Here is a 14,686-nt window from a genome sequence, read left to right as displayed (position 1 = left end):
TTCCCCGCCGCGAACCCCGGCCGATCAGCCCTGGCTGTCGAGCACCTCGCGCAGCCTGCGGCCGAAGGCTTCCGGTTGACCGGCGTAACCGTACTCGCCACCCATGAAACCGCCGTGATGGCTGGGGAATACGGTGGCCTGCTGTCCGATCAGTTCGGCTGTGGCCGCCGCGGTGCGCGCGCAGAAGGTGCCCGCGGATTCCTCGCCCACCGCGATGACCACGCGGGTGGGTGCGGCGGTCAGGGCGGCGGCGTCGGGCCGGTAGCCGCTGACCGCCCAGGAGTGGTCGGAGAGCAGCGGATCGTCACGCTTGCCGTCGTCCTCGGTGGGCAGGCCGAACATGGCCGGATCGGGTGCGGGCTGGGCGAAGTAGTCGTCGGTGTACTCGCCCTGCCACGAGGTCATGGCGATGAAGTCCGCCATGCCCGCCCCGAAGCCCTTGGCCTCGTAGGCTTCCCGGGTGCCGGCGCGCGCCCGTTCAGCGGCCGCGGCATCGGGCAGCACGGGGATGATCGGCGGTTCGTGCGCGACCAGCGTGCGCACATCGCCCGGGTGCGCGGTAACCAGCGCCAGCCCGGTGACCGCGCCGCCGCTGCTGCCGAACACCTCCACCGGTCCCGCTCCGAGCGCCGCGATCAGCGCGTGCAGATCCTCGGCCTGGCCCTGCGGCGTGTTCTCGACCTTGCCGTCCCTGCGCTCGCTGCGACCGAGCCCGCGCGGGTCGTAGGTGACCACGGTGCGATCCGGGAACTGGGCCACCAGGGCGGCGAACCCTTCGGCGCACATCGGCTGCCCGATCAGCAGCAACGGCGGGCGGCCGTCGGCGGTGGGCAGCGGTCCGTGCACGTCGTACACGAGATCGGCATCCGGCAGTTCGAGGGTATGGGTCGTCATATCCGTACCGACGCCCCGTCGGCGCCGAATTCATCGGTGCGTCCACTGATCCGGATGCGCGATCCCGCCAGCAGTCCCGAATAGGTGCGCCGCCCGTGCTCGCGCTCCACCCGCGTGGTGATCTCGGTCAGTCCGAGCGCCGCCGCCCAAGCCAGCAATTGCTCGTGCGCCCCCGCCGGATACCCTCCCGGTTCCACCCGCCCCCGGAACTCCACCTCCGCACCCTCGGAGTCCGGCAGCGCGAACACCCCGCGATTCCACACCCACACCAGCGGCGGCAAAGCCATCCCGGCCTCGCTCTCGGCCCGCGCGTTCACCGCACCGGAGACCGCGTCGGCCGCTTCCCTGGTGAGCAGGACCGTATCCGCGTCAGTGATTGAACCCGTCATGCCTCCCACCATCACATCACCGACCCCGGAATGCCTGTCACCGCACGGTGCGCGTGTCGGAAACGGATCTATCAGTGCGACCGCCCAGTTCCCACCACCCTCATTTCACAACGGCGCGAATCACCCTGGTACGCAAGGGCAATTCGAATTCCCCGCCACCGGTCTCCGGCCGGCTCCGCAAACAAGACCGGATCCGATCCAGCACCTCGGCCTGCTCCACATCCGGAATCACCACCGTATGCGAATAGGTTCCGATTGTGGCAGTGCGGTTTTCGGCGGTCCGCGACTGCGAGTGCGCGAACTCGTTCGACTCGAACGGGAAAAGCAGCGGATGCTGCGGCAATTCCCCGTCATTCGAGTTCCGGCTCGAGGCCGACGTATGCGACAGCCGATCCAACTCGGCAACCCTGCGCGAGTTGCTCGCGGCCGCGGGTGGAGCCGCGGAATTCCTGGCGCAGTCGCAGGATCAGTCCGGTGATGCCGCGGCCCCGTGGCTGACCCTATTTGCCGCTGGTGGTGCGGAATTCACCAGCCACGCCGCGGGGGTAGGGTTCCGGCGTGGCGAAGATCGGGTTTCTCGGGTTGGGCCGAATGGGTGCGGGCATGGCGGGGCGGTTGATGGACGCGGGGCATGACGTGACCGTGTTCAATCGGTCGGCGGGGAAGGCCGCGGATCTGGCGGCGCGGGGGGCGGTGGTGGCGGAGTCACCGTGGGCGGCTGCGCGGGGCGCGGAGATGATCATCTCGATGGTGGCCGATGATGCCGCTTCCGAGGCGGTTTGGCTCGGTGCCGAGGGGGCGCTGGCGGGGGCAGAGTCGGGAGCCTTTGCCGTCGAATGCTCGACATTGTCGCGTCCGTGGGTGCTGGAGTTGGCGAAACACGCTGCGGCGCGGGAACTTCGATATCTCGATTGCCCCGTGACCGGCTTGCCGGCGGCGGCTGCGGCGGGTGAACTGGTGCTTTTCGTCGGCGGCGGGACCGAAGACCTCGCGGACGCTCGGCCGCTGCTGGCACCGCTGTGCACCAGGGTCGTCCGGTTCGGCGAGGTAGGGGCGGGGACGGCGTACAAGCTGGTGCAGAACCTTCTCGGCTCCATCCAGATCGCGGCGACGGCCGAGGCGTTGCGTACCGCCGAGCTGGCGGGGCTGGATCTGCCGACGGTGGTGGATACGCTTTCGCGCAGTGTGGCGGCCAGCCCGACGGTCATTCGCGTCGCCGATGGCATGCTCGCGGGCGGTCACGATCGGGATATCGCGTTCACGGGCGCTCTGCGGTTGAAGGACACGCGCATCGGCGTCGAATCGGCCGAGAGTGTCGGGGCTCCGATCGCCTTGGGGCATACCGCACTCGATATCTTCGCGCGGCTCGTGCAGAGCGGTGCCGGGGAGCTGAGTGAGAACAAGGTCATCGATCTGCTGCGGGAGTGAAGGGTTCGAAGCAGCTCAGCTCCGATAGCGCGGTGAGCTGGTCGAGATAGTGGTCGAGTGATTCGTGGCGGACCCGCGGCTGCACGATGGTCGCCCCGGCCGCCGCCAGCGCGCCGATCACATCCGCTGCCCGGGCGGGCTCGGATATCGGGTCGATCGATTGCGCCGTGCCGACCACCACCTCGAAATCCTTTGCCGCGGGCTGGTATCGGGACAGCCTGTCACGCAGGAGTTCGGGCGTGACGCCGGCCGGGATCCAGCCGTCACCGAGCGCGGTTGCCCGGCGTACGGCCGCGTCGCTGGATCCGCCGACCCAGATCGGCATGCGCTCCTGCACGGCGTGCGGGTCCACGACCAAACCCTCGAATCGGTAGTAGCGGCCCGAGAATTCCGGCACTCGCTGCCCCAGCGCCGCCCGCAAGGCCGTGATCGACTCGTCGGCGCGACGCCCGCGATCGGTGAACGGCGCACCGAGCAACTCGAATTCCTCGCGGGCCGTGCCGACGCCGACACCCAGCACCACGCGGCCCGCACTGATCACATCGAGGGTTCCGTAGCGTTTCGCGATCGCCAGCGGATGGTGATACCCGAGCACTAAAACACTGGGGCACAACCGAATTCGCGTCGTGCGCGCCGCCAGGTACGACAGCGTGGACAGCGGGTCCCAATAGCGTGTACCGCGCGATCCGCCCAGCATGGCCGATTCGGAGTGCGCCGCGACCGCGACATGCTCGCTACAGGTGAGATGGTCGAAGCCGAGCCGATCGGCGGTCTCGGCGATCCGGGCGATCTCGGCGATACCTGCCGTCCGCTCCCATTCGGGGGTGCGGCCGGGGATCTCCAGCACCACGGGAGTGCTGATGCCCATGCGGATTCTCATGCGGTGCCTTCGGGTGCGGAATGGGTGGCCAGGAAGTCGTCGACGATGCGTTCGCAGTCGGCGCGGGTGGTGGGACGCAATTCCACCAGACGCAGGAAGACGATGGGGCCGAGCAGCTGGGCGAGTCCCAGTGTGCGGTCGAAGTCGCCGAGTTCGACGCGGGCGGCGGGGCTGTCCAGGACCCGGTCGAAGGGTTGGCGGTAGCGTTCGATCACGCGGGCGCGCAGGGAATCGGGGGCAGTGGACCGGCCGGTGTCCGGGCCGCCGGTGCTGCCCAGGCCCAGCCAGGCGAGCGTGGTGACATGCACCGGCACCTGGTCGATGACCGCGGCCTGGCGCAGCAGTAGATCGATCAGCTGGCGGCGCACCGAATCCCCCGGATCCGGCGGTTCGATCTGCGGCAGCAGGCGTTCGAAAGCGGCAGCGATCAAACCGGCGCTGTTGCCGAAATTTCGGTACAGCGTGGTCCGGGCGACCTTCGACACGGTGGTGACCGCCTCCACAGTCACCGCCTGCACCCCGCCGGAGATCAGCAATTGCGTTGCGGCATCCAGCAATCGGTCGCGTGAACGCCGCCGGCGCGGGTCGATGCGCTCGTCCTCGTCGCCGCGCGCGGAATCGTTCATCCGAGCATCATGCCGCATCCAAAACCTTTCGTGATCAAGGGTATTCGAGTTACGCTACCGGCGGTAGCGTTGCGCTACTTTCAGTAGCGTTTCCTGGAGGTCCGATGACGGCCCCGCACACCGACATTCACTCCGCGCCGCCCTCGGCTCGCGCGCTGCGCTGGACGTTGACGGTGTCCTGTGCGGCGGTCGCCCTGGTGATCGCGTCGATGGCGGCGCTCTATACCGCGCTGCCGCAGATCGCCGTGTCGACCGGTGCGACGCAGGCGCAATTGACCTGGGTGGTGGATGGTTACACGCTTGCCCTGGCCTGCCTGGTGCTGCCGGGCGGGGCGCTCGGGGATCGGTACGGGCGGCGTGGAGTGCTGATCGCGGGGTTGGTGGTCTTCTGTCTGGGCGCGGCGCTGCCGTTGCTCTTACGGGATCCGTTGTGGCTGATCGCGGCCCGCGCGGTGTCCGGAGCCGGGGCGGCGCTGGTCATGCCCTCCACGCTGTCGATGCTGACGGCGGGGTTCCCGGAGCACTTGCGCAGCAGGGCGATCGGACTCTGGGCGGGGGTGGCGGGCGCGGGTGGCGGTGCGGGGCTGCTGGGTTCCGGGCTGATCATGCAGCGCTGGGATTGGCCCGCCATCTTCATCGGGCTGGCCGCCGGTGCCGCGGTGCTGGCGGTCGCGGCCGTCCGCATCCCCGAGTCGCGCGACTACACCCGCCCGCGTATCGATTTCGCGGGCGCGGCGACCTCCGCGGCGGCGGTCGGATTGTTCGTCGCCGCGATCACCGAAGCGCCGCACCGGAGCTGGCTCGATCCGCTGACGCTCGGCTTGTGCGGTGGCGCGTCGGTCGCGCTCGGGCTGTTCGTGCTCGCCGAACTGCGGGTGAGCCATCCGCTGCTGCCCATTCGATTGTTCGCGCGGCGCGGTTTCTCCAGCGGAATCGTCTCGCTGACACTGCAATTCCTGGTCACCTTCGGGGTGTTCCTGCTGCTGGTCCAGCATCTGCAACTGATTCTCGGCTATTCGCCGCTGAAGTCGGCGGCGGCGCTCATCCCGATGATGCTGCCCGTGGTCACGCTCGCCATCGTCGCGCCGTGGCTCACCGATCGGCTCGGGCTGCGGTTGATGACCTGCACCGGAATGTCGATCCTCGCCGCCGGATTGGCGCTGATGACCCGCATCACCGTGCACACCGGTTACCTCGGCGTGCTGTGGCCCATGCTGATCAGCGGTATCGGGCTGGGGTTGTGCGCGACTCCGGCCACCGCCGCCATCGTCGCCGACACGCCCGTCGAGAAGCACGGTGTCGCCGCCGCGGTGAACGATGCCACCCGCGAGATCGGCGCGGCCATCGGCATCGCGCTCGCGGGCAGTCTGTTAGCCGCCGGTTATCGCGACCGGATTCGGCCCGCCCTGCCGCGACTGCCCGAAGCGGTCCGCGAACCGGTCGCTGATTCGCTGGCCGCCGCGCTCGCCGTCGCCGACCACGCCGGACCCGCGGCCCGGCCGCTCGCCGATTTCGCCAAAGAGTCCTTCGTGCACGGAAACACCCGAGCGACCCTGGTCCTGGCGGTAATCGCCGCCGCCGGCGCGGTGCTCGCACTGGCCGCGCCCGGCCGTCCGAGACGCGATCTCGATCACCCGTTTGACTTGCGGAGCCACAAGTCGGCTAGACTCGGCGACGACCAAGATATTTGATCATGGATGTGACATGGTCACATCCAGCGTCGTAGATCGCTACCATTTCGCAAGCAGCCCCAACTGCGCGGCAAGCTTTCCTTACGGCGATCGATTTTGCCCATCGGCAATCTCGCCATCCGTGCCCCCGGCGCGGACGTGAAGTCCGCAGCACGGCTCGGGCACCACCCGATGCCCGAAAGGCACCGCTACACCTATGAATTCCACACCTGCCACCTTCGCGTCCCTCGGTGTGAAGGAGCCGCTCGTGCGTGCGCTCGACGCCGCCGGGATCACCGCTCCCTTCCCCATCCAGGCCGACACCCTGCCCGATTCGCTGAACGGGCGCGATGTGCTCGGACGCGGCAAGACCGGCAGCGGTAAGACGCTCGCCTTCTCCATTCCCATGGTCGATCGGCTGGCCGGTGAGCTGGCCGGCCGGCGCGTGCCGAATCGCCCGGTCGGGCTGATTCTCGCGCCGACTCGTGAGCTCGCGACCCAGATCGCGGCCGCCATCGAACCGCTGGCCGGGGCCTACCGGATGACCGTCACCACCATTTTCGGCGGGGTTTCCCAGCATCGTCAGGTGCAGGCGCTCAAGCGCGGCGTCGATATCGTCGTCGCCTGCCCGGGCCGCCTCGAGGACCTGATGAAGCAGGGCCTGATCAGCTTGGACGCGGTCGAGGTCACCGTCATCGACGAGGCCGACCACATGGCCGACCTGGGCTTCCTGCCCGCCGTTACCCGTATTCTGGCCGCCACGCCCGAGCACGGTCAGCGGCTGCTGTTCTCCGCCACGCTCGACAACGGCGTGAACAAGCTCGTGAAACGCTTCCTCCCGCAAGCGGTTCTGCACTCCGTGGACGAGGCCAACTCGCCCGTCGCCGCCATGACCCATCACGTATTCGAGGTCAAGGGCGCGGACGTCAAGCGGGCGGTGGTGGAGCGTCTGGCTTCGGGCACCGGCCGCCGAATCCTGTTCACCCGCACCAAGCATCAGGCGCGCAAGCTCGCCAAGCAGCTCACCACCTCCGGCATCCCCGCGGTCGACCTGCACGGCAACCTCTCCCAGCCCGCCCGTGACCGCAACCTGGCCATCTTCTCCGAAGGTTCGGCCAAGGTCCTGGTCGCCACCGACGTCGCCGCCCGCGGCGTGCACGTCGACGGCGTCGAACTGGTCGTGCACGTCGACCCGCCCGCCGAGCACAAGGCCTACCTGCACCGCTCCGGCCGCACCGCGCGCGCCGGCAGCGCCGGTGACGTCATCACCCTGATCCTCCCCGATCAGCGCGGCGACCTCACCGCCCTCATGCGCAAGGCCAAGATCGACGTCAAGCCGCAGACGGTGACCGCCGCCTCCCCCGCCGTCATCGCCCTGGTCGGCACCGTCGCCCCCCTGGTCGCCCAAACCGACTTCCGCCCCGAGCCCACCTCGGACGACCACCACCGCGCCGCCGGCGCCCGCCGCCCCCGCAATCGCGGTGCGGCCCAGGGCCAATCGCGCACCCGCCAGCCCGCGCACAGCCCCGCCGGCGCCCCCACCGCCCGCAAGCGTCCCGCCCGCGGCACCCAGTCCGCGGCCACCGCGGAACCGCGCAAGTCCAACGGCCACAACGGCTCCGGCACCGGCCGCAAGAACGCCGACGCGGGCAACGGCCGCACCGGCGGCGCCCGTGACAACGCCCGCACCACCGGCGCCTCCGGCGGCTCGACCCGCGGCGCCTCCGCCGGCGGCCGCACCTCCGGCCGCGGTTCGGCGGCCCCGGCCGGCAGCACCGGCGGCCTCGCAGGCTTCTCCCGCACCGGCGGCGGTAACCGCCGTCGCGGCTGATCCACCCGAATAGCGAAAGGCCCGGAAACATCCCCGCTTCCGGGCCTTTTACCTGTCATCGATAAGTTTTGAATAAACATCGAATTCTCCGAACTCGCGAGAGCCTAAGCAGCACAATCGATTCCGCGATTCCCGCCGTACGACTATCCTCAGCGAATGCGATGGGGAGTAATTACGGCCGCCGCGGCGATCGTCGTAACAATGTCGGCCGGTTGCACCGACTCGGGGACCGAAACCACGCCCTCCCAGCCGAAGCCGAGCACTCCCCGTGTGGAGCTACTGCTGACGGCATCGGACTTCCCGGCCGGAACCCAAACGGAAACCGATCCTCCGGACTCCCCCGACGAGACAACCAGCGGAACCCACGAGTCCGTCACGCCCGCTGCCTGTACCGAGAACGCCCGGAATCCGCTGGAAGGCATCGCCGACAACAGCATGTCCATACTGGGTGCCACCGACGATACCCACAACGTGATCTACGTCGAAGCGGTCATCGACTCCACCGTGAATATCGCGAAGATCAAAGACCGACTCCTCCGCCAATGCGCGAACGTGAAGGTCCACGACAAAAACAGCGACTACGAGTACAAATTCACCGAGGTCCCCCTGCCCACCGCCCTGAAAACCACCCAAGCCGTCGCCTACAGCACCGGCGGCAGCTCCTCCACCACCATCAAATTGGATGCCATCGCCACCCTCCGGGGCATGACCGTCTACCTCTCCGCCGTCACCCTGGACTCCGAAATCGACAAACAAGCCTTCGACAAGATCTTCACCGCCGCCGTCGACAAAGTAGCCACTGCGAAATAGCTCGCATACGACGGCGCACGATCGCGTGCCATAACGTGGACAGGTGGGATTCTCCGATGAACGGCCTCGACACCGGTGATGACGACATGGTGCACAGCGGGTTGACAGCTCTACTCGCTCGACTGAACCTCACCTGAAGCCGAGGATTTCCTAGCTGCTCGACACGCAAAATCGAGTCGATGGTGCTACTTTCATTAGCACCATGCTGTGGCAGATCGACCAGACATCGAGGGTGTCGCTGCAAGACCAGATTGCAGCGTGCGTCCGGCGTGCGGTCAGCACCGGTGAGTTGTCCGTCAACGAACAGCTCCCGCCCGCAACGGAATTGGCGCTCGCGCTCGCTGTCGACCGCAACACCGTCCTGGCTGCCTACCGGCGGCTACGGGGAGAGGGGGTGGTGGATTTCCGGCGCGGGCGCGGAGTTCGCGTGACCGCGAAGGCGCCCTCCGCGGCTCCGATGGAACAGGCCGCCCGTCAACTGATCGACTGCGCACGCGCGAACGGTTACAGCAAGGCCGAGGTTCTCGGCATGATCGAGGAGCTGATGTAATGCCCGTGTCGACGGTCTACACCTGCCGCGTCACGAACTGGATGATGCTGGGGTTCAACGGCTTGACCTCAGCGGTGACGATGTACAACGTCGTAATGGTGACCGGAGGCTGGCTCCTCGTCGTCAACGCCATCGTCCTACCCATCGCGTTCGTAAAAGCCGTGCTGGAAGCAAGCCAGCGCGTCAGCGCCAACCCCACCGGCCTGACCGTCCGCTGCGGCCTGTTCGGTCACCCGCGATTCACGATTACCCGAGCGAACATCACCCACGCCGAAATCACATTTCTGCCGTTCACGGCCCGGAGTTCCCAGGGCGTGTTCTGGCTGCGAAAGCGCGGCTGGTTCCTGACCCCGAGAAGTGGCCCCGCACTACGCCTGCGCCTGACGAGCGGCCGCGCGGTCACGGTCTCGGTAGCCGATCCCGCTGCCGCCATGTGGGCAATGGGAATCGCCCCCTATCCCGTTGCGCACCAACCTGATCAGCGCCTCGACAAGCCCACCTTCGGCCGCACCTACGGAGTAGGAATGGTCGCGCCCCGATGCCCGCGCTGCGCTCAACCCTGGGGCCGATTCTCACCCGCACGCACCCGCGTCACCGTCACCCACGACATCTACATCTGCTCGGCCTGCACCATCGACGAAGCCGTTCGCGCAGTCGCCGGTCACGCCGCCCTCGAACCCGCAGCTTGGCCGATAGCCGAACGCATCGACCCCCGAAGCTACTGCTGACATACACCAACGTGAGCGGATTACGCTGGCAGCGTGTACGTTCCGTGCTCCGCCTACCGTCGCACTCCGCTGGAGCGTTCCGACCCCGACCTGTCCTGGCATCGCGACGATCAATGGTTCTTCGCCGCAGGCGCCTGCCACATCCTCACTTACGCCTTCCTGCACACCCATCCGCGCGGTTACCTCCCGACAGGGCTCTGGGCTGTCGGTGAAACCGACCCCGCTCACGTCTACATCAGCGATGGAACATGGGCGTTCGACCATTGCGGCTGGACTCTCGAGGCCGAATTGCTGGCCGTCACCCGCGCCTGCGAACCCGCATCCGACTATCGGGCCAGGCGTCTCCGCATGGGGCTGGATGAATTCTGTGCCCGCCATTGGCATCGCACCCGCGCCGAGTACCTGCATGACCCCTGGGCACGTGCGATCGCCTACATCGCTCGCGTGGGTGGTCCGGCGCGTTAGGCCAGGCTGTGCCAATGTGGTTGGAGAACAACAGCTTCAGGAGGATTCGTGCCGTTGATCGCAGCAGCTTTGTGTCCACAATCGCCGATGTTGATACCCGAGGTGGCGGGGGTCGAGGGGGCGGAGTGGGACGGTTTGCGCAGGGGTTGTGTCGAATCGGTTCGGCGGCTGAGATTTCCGAAGATCGGGGATGAGACCGAGCGGGTGTTTTATCAAAGAGTTTGCCTATCAATCGGTTTCGTACGATGCGTCACCGCAGGAGTGCTCGGCGCTGGGTCGTGAGTTGGCCGCACAGGGTGAACGAGTCGTGATGCTGGTGGTTGGGGAGGGTATCGGCGGCGGTCATTTCGCCGGTGCTGACGTGGCTCAGGCGGCGACGCATAACCGCGGGCTTGCACGGTGTCTCGCCAGTGCCGATGTCCACGGCATCGGTCGGCTCGGGTCCGACTCGGCGTGGACCGCGAGCGCCTCCGGACGTGCACCGTGGCAGGTACTTGCCGGGGCTGCGGAAGGCTCGCGGTTCACGGGAGAGCTGCTGTCCGATGCAAGGTCCAGCGAGGCGGGGCGCTTCGTGGCGAGCTGGTCTCGGGCGGGGTGACCGAAAACCTCTGCCGGGCTAGGTGATCAGGGTCAGGCCGGTCAGCCAGGCCAGGGTGGTGAGCATGCCGGTGATGGCGAGGCCGCGGCCTCGTTCGCCGGTGTCTCGGATTTGGAGGAGGGCGAGGGGGCCTAGGAGTAGGGGGAGGCAGCAGAAGCCTATGAAGCCGGTTATCAGGGTTGTGAGGGCCAGGATGTTCAGGTTTCGGGGGGCGGTGGGGTGGGGGGTGGTCATCGCGGGAACCTTTCCTGTGCCGCACGAAATGGGGTGCGGGGGCCCGGGGTTGGGGCTACATCGGGAGGGGTTACCTGGAAATGCGGGTCGAATCGTATTGCGGCGCAGATTGTTCGAATGGGAGGGGTCAGGTGGTGGCGGTGCGCCAGTGTGCTGTCGCGCGGCCGATGTCGGTGATCGGGGGTTCGTGGTAGAGCCATTCGCGGGCGAGGGTGTGCCAGTTGTTGGTGGTGTGGAGTTGGCCGAGGGCGGCGAAGGTGAAGAGGTCGGCGCGGCGGGAGAAGACGTGTTCGGGGGGTAGGAGTTGGTTGCGCATGCCGCGGTGTTCGGAGGCTCGGGGGTCCATGGCGAGGATTACCGCGCCGGTGGCCAGTTCGGGGGTGATGGTGAGGGGTTCGTCGAGGAAGTGCCAGCCGGTGGCGGCCCAGACGTATTCGAGGCATTCGAGGGGGGTGACGGTGGCGGGGTCGAGGATGCCGCGGGCCGACCAGTGGGTGTGGAGGTCGTCGGCGCGGAGTTCGCAGGCGGCGCGCAGGCCGGTGCGTTCGAATTCGACGTCTACGGGGTCCATTCGGGTGTAGAGGCCGAAGTCGACGAAGGCGAGTTTGCCGTCCGCGGCGAGGAGGATGTTGCCGGGGTGGGGGTCGCCGCAGAATTCGTAGTCGGTGAAGAGGGGCGTGATGTAGAAGCGGTAGATGATTTCGCCGATGGCGTTGCGGTCGGCGTCGGGTAGCGTGCGGATCTGTTCGAAGGGGCGGCCGTCGATGTAGTCGGTGACCAGGACATGGTGTGTGCAGTACTGCTGGATGCTGTCGGGGACGGTCAGGAACGGGTGTCCGCGGTAGCGGGCCGCGATCCGATGCTGGGTGGAAGCCTCACGCACATAGTCGAGTTCGCCGCCGATATTGCGGGAGATCTCCTCCAGTACCGATGCGTCCCCGGCGCTGGGCAGGATATTGCGGAGCAGTCCGCTGAGCATGGCGAGGTTGCGCATGTCGGCGTGTACGGCCGCGTCCACGCCGGGATACTTCACCTTCACCGCGACCGGGCGGCCGTCCCGCAGCCGGGCCCGATACACCTGCCCGATGGAGGCCGCCGCGACCGGCGTCTCGTCGAAATCGGCGAATACCCGTGCCAGCGGCCCCAGATCGGCTTCGATGACCTGCCGCATGCGCGCGAACTCCACGACGGGCGCGCGGTCGCGCAGTTCGGCCAGCTTGTCCCGGAACATTTCCCGGTGTTCGGCCGGCACCAGATCCAGGTCGAGCACGGACAGCATCTGCCCGAGCTTCATGGCCGCGCCCTTCATACTGCCCAGCACGGTGACCAGTTGCTGGGCCGCCTGCATGGCCGAGCGTTGCGCCAGGATCCGCCGCGCCTGTTCGGTGCGCCCCACCATCGCCAGCCGGGTGCCGGCCTCGCGCACCGCCTGCCCGGCGGCGAGCCGGCCCAGTCGCGTTCCGCGCGCGATCCGGCCCGTGGGCACCCGCCCGCTCATGCCAACCTCCTGTGACCTTGTAGCGCACGAAGATACAGCACACGTAACGGCGAGTAACAGCTAAGCTGAGCATTGCTCATCTTCACTTCGGCAAGGAGGCTGTGGTGCCGACGAAGGCTGTCCGCCAACGCCGACGACCCACCCAGGAACGCTCCAAGGCGACCCGGGAACACATTCTCGACACCGCCGCCCGCCTGTTCGGTGAGCGCGGCATCGCCGACACCTCCACCAACCGGATCGCGGCCGAGGCGGGGGTCAGTATCGGCACGCTGTACCGCTATTTCGCCGATCGCAGCGTCATCGTGGACGAACTGCTGGGCCGCATGCTGGCGAATATCGAACGCAACTTCACCCATTGGGTGTCGGGGGTTTCGGCGTCCCACGGCAATATGCCGACCCGCCAGATCATCACCGAGCTGTTGCAACTGTTCACCGATGAACTGGTCGCCAACGCGCGCCTGGTGCGAGCGCTGGTGGCGGGCGTGCAGTTCTACAGCAGCGGCCTGCCCGAATTCGAACCGCGCCTGCGCCTGCTGGTGAAGGTGCTGCTCATCCAGCTCCTCGGCCCGGGCCACGATCACCGCTACGACGTGATGACCTTCGTCCTGATCAATACCGGTTTCGCGAGCGTGCTGCGGGCCTCGGCGCTCGAGGTGGACAGCCGCGAGCGCGCGGAGGCGATCGAGACCACGGCGCGGATGATCAGCGCCTGGATCGAGGCCGAAGCCCGGGAACTGCGAGCCGGTTAGAGCGACCCGCCGCCGCCCACCACCCACGGGTTGAAGGTGCACTGCAACTGGCTGAACTTGGCCGGATCCAGCGCCCGCAACGCGATGGACAGCGCCCGCGGCGAGTACATCATGGTGAGGTGGTCGGACACGTCCTGCTCGCAACCGTCTTGCAGCAGAATATTGTTCACGTGCGCGCCCGGCCCCGCGGTGAGGAAGGTCAGCTCCATCGGATTGGTGATCTCGTCGTAGCGGGTGCCGACGACCGTGTAGTCGATCCCGGGCACGGTGTCACCCTTGGCATTGAGCTGGTTGATGAAGTCCGAGCCGATGGTCTGCTGAATTCCGGCGTGCCCCACGAAGATCTCGACCAGCCCGAGCACATCGATCCCGAGATTGTTGATGGCCCGTCCCAGCGCCCCGATCCCGTCGAGCGAGGTGCCGTGGTTGGTCGCCCCGAAGGTGATCATGTTGTGCACCTTGGCCGCACCGCCCTCGTACTTGGTGTACCAGCCCGACATCGGCCCGCCCTGCGAGTGCGCCACGATATCGACCTGCCCGGCCCCGGTGGCGGCGAGCACGCGATCGACGAAGGCGGACAGCTGTTTCGCCGAATCCTGGATGTATCCGGTGCCCATGGTGCCGGGCAGGATCGACCCCAGCCCGCCGCCCTGGATCAGGTCGGAGCGACCGTAGTTGAGGGTGAAGGTGCAGAACCCGGCGTCCTTGATGGGCTGGCCCATATAGGCGAATCCGTTGTAGGCGTTCATCCAGGTGCCGTGCACCAGCACCACCGGCCGCGGATGTTCGGCCGTCGGCTTGCAGTTCCAATCGTTCGCGCCGGGCGGGGTGGCATCCGGATTAGCCACGCCATAGCCGAAGGCCGCCACCCACGACGTCATGCTCGGCCCGTACCCCACGGTGTCGGAGGACCGGCCGCCCGAGGATCCGGAGCTGGACCCCGAACCCCCGTAGCAGTCACCGGATCCGTTCCCCGAGCCGGCGCCGCTGCCGGAGGTGCAGGCGGATCCGGTGCCCGCCACGGGTTCCCCGCGCTGCACACCCGCCGCGATGTAATCGGCCAATTGCTGTTCGGTGGGCGCCGCGTCCGGCGCCGCTTCGGCCCCGGAACAGGCGAATCCGAGCGCCAGCATCGACGCTCCCGCCAGCACCGATGCCCGGACGCGCTTCCTTCTTCTCATTCGAATCTCCTAAGTTCACAGAATTCGAATCCGGTGCCGCACAGAACTTCCGGTACCGAATTCGCGCTCACGCTAGAGGCGGCACGAGACGCGGATAGGCACTCACGCGGATCACTGGAACCGATCACCACCACCGCATGCGCGTTCGGTGAACG

The 14,686-nt window shown here is 67.5% G+C and carries 15 protein-coding genes; 8 read left to right on the top strand and 7 right to left on the bottom strand.

Translation table 11 applies throughout. The features are described 5' to 3' along the window. Positions 1 to 24: 24 nt before the first annotated feature. Together NI1_RS06230 and NI1_RS06225 are read right to left on the bottom strand one after the other, a co-directional pair. Complete coding sequence (locus NI1_RS06230) at positions 25 to 894, bottom strand: alpha/beta fold hydrolase (protein WP_067814814.1); 870 nt, start codon at positions 892 to 894, stop codon at positions 25 to 27. Beyond that, on the bottom strand, positions 891 to 1,283 hold the full coding sequence (locus tag NI1_RS06225; protein ID WP_067814812.1) for a hypothetical protein: 393 nt from the start codon (positions 1,281 to 1,283) through the stop codon (positions 891 to 893). Before NI1_RS06225 ends, NI1_RS06230 begins: the two co-directional genes overlap by 4 nt. 558 nt (positions 1,284 to 1,841) lie before the next feature. On the opposite strand from NI1_RS06225, the gene NI1_RS06215 reads away from it, so the two are divergent. Further along, a complete protein-coding gene (locus NI1_RS06215; RefSeq protein ID WP_084522591.1) occupies positions 1,842 to 2,711 on the top strand; it encodes an NAD(P)-dependent oxidoreductase in 870 nt (289 codons plus the stop codon). On the opposite strand, the gene NI1_RS06210 is transcribed toward NI1_RS06215, so the two are convergent. Both NI1_RS06210 and NI1_RS06205 read right to left on the bottom strand, forming a co-directional pair. Next, positions 2,689 to 3,591, bottom strand: a complete 903-nt coding sequence (locus NI1_RS06210) for a TIGR03619 family F420-dependent LLM class oxidoreductase (protein ID WP_067814807.1) — start codon at positions 3,589 to 3,591, stop codon at positions 2,689 to 2,691. The two genes, NI1_RS06215 and NI1_RS06210, sit on opposite strands and share 23 nt — an antisense overlap. Continuing rightward, entirely contained in the window at positions 3,588 to 4,217 is a 630-nt protein-coding gene (locus NI1_RS06205) for a TetR/AcrR family transcriptional regulator (RefSeq protein WP_067814806.1), read from the bottom strand. Before NI1_RS06205 ends, NI1_RS06210 begins: the two co-directional genes overlap by 4 nt. A gap of 104 nt (positions 4,218 to 4,321) precedes the next feature. On the opposite strand from NI1_RS06205, the gene NI1_RS06200 reads away from it, so the two are divergent. The 6 genes from NI1_RS06200 (at position 4,322) to NI1_RS06175 (ending at position 10,271) form a co-directional block, all read left to right on the top strand. Further along, entirely contained in the window at positions 4,322 to 5,908 is a 1,587-nt protein-coding gene (locus NI1_RS06200; protein ID WP_067814804.1) for an MFS transporter, read from the top strand. 196 nt (positions 5,909 to 6,104) lie between these two features. Next, positions 6,105 to 7,718: a DEAD/DEAH box helicase gene (locus NI1_RS06195; RefSeq protein ID WP_067814802.1), complete on the top strand. Its 1,614-nt coding sequence runs from the start codon at positions 6,105 to 6,107 to the stop codon at positions 7,716 to 7,718. Positions 7,719 to 7,874: 156 nt separating this feature from the next. Then, complete coding sequence (locus NI1_RS06190; RefSeq protein ID WP_157534952.1) at positions 7,875 to 8,528, top strand: hypothetical protein; 654 nt, start codon at positions 7,875 to 7,877, stop codon at positions 8,526 to 8,528. Between the two features lie 202 nt (positions 8,529 to 8,730). Further along, complete coding sequence (locus NI1_RS06185; protein ID WP_067814798.1) at positions 8,731 to 9,078, top strand: GntR family transcriptional regulator; 348 nt, start codon at positions 8,731 to 8,733, stop codon at positions 9,076 to 9,078. After that, complete coding sequence (locus tag NI1_RS06180) at positions 9,078 to 9,806, top strand: hypothetical protein (RefSeq protein WP_067814796.1); 729 nt, start codon at positions 9,078 to 9,080, stop codon at positions 9,804 to 9,806. Before NI1_RS06185 ends, NI1_RS06180 begins: the two co-directional genes overlap by 1 nt. Positions 9,807 to 9,839: 33 nt before the next feature. Beyond that, positions 9,840 to 10,271: a hypothetical protein gene (locus NI1_RS06175; RefSeq protein ID WP_067814794.1), complete on the top strand. Its 432-nt coding sequence runs from the start codon at positions 9,840 to 9,842 to the stop codon at positions 10,269 to 10,271. Between the two features lie 616 nt (positions 10,272 to 10,887). Here NI1_RS06175 and NI1_RS06170 read toward each other — a convergent pair. Both NI1_RS06170 and NI1_RS06165 read right to left on the bottom strand, forming a co-directional pair. Beyond that, a complete protein-coding gene (locus tag NI1_RS06170; RefSeq protein ID WP_067814792.1) occupies positions 10,888 to 11,103 on the bottom strand; it encodes a DUF4190 domain-containing protein in 216 nt (71 codons plus the stop codon). Between the two features lie 127 nt (positions 11,104 to 11,230). Beyond that, complete coding sequence (locus tag NI1_RS06165; protein WP_067814790.1) at positions 11,231 to 12,601, bottom strand: ABC1 kinase family protein; 1,371 nt, start codon at positions 12,599 to 12,601, stop codon at positions 11,231 to 11,233. A gap of 104 nt (positions 12,602 to 12,705) precedes the next feature. Here NI1_RS06165 and NI1_RS06160 point away from each other — a divergent pair, with 104 nt between their 5' ends. Continuing rightward, on the top strand, positions 12,706 to 13,350 hold the full coding sequence (locus tag NI1_RS06160) for a TetR/AcrR family transcriptional regulator (protein ID WP_067815508.1): 645 nt from the start codon (positions 12,706 to 12,708) through the stop codon (positions 13,348 to 13,350). On the opposite strand, the gene NI1_RS06155 is transcribed toward NI1_RS06160, so the two are convergent. Next, positions 13,347 to 14,531 (bottom strand): esterase/lipase family protein, encoded by a 1,185-nt coding sequence (locus NI1_RS06155; RefSeq protein ID WP_067814788.1) that lies wholly within the window; start codon positions 14,529 to 14,531, stop codon positions 13,347 to 13,349. The genes NI1_RS06160 and NI1_RS06155 overlap by 4 nt on opposite strands. Positions 14,532 to 14,686: the final 155 nt, after the last annotated feature.

This window comes from Nocardia inohanensis NBRC 100128, assembly GCF_001612945.1.
GTDB lineage: Bacteria > Actinomycetota > Actinomycetes > Mycobacteriales > Mycobacteriaceae > Nocardia > Nocardia inohanensis.
Note: the sequence above shows the minus strand (reverse complement) of the source record. Positions and strands in the feature narration are given on the sequence as shown.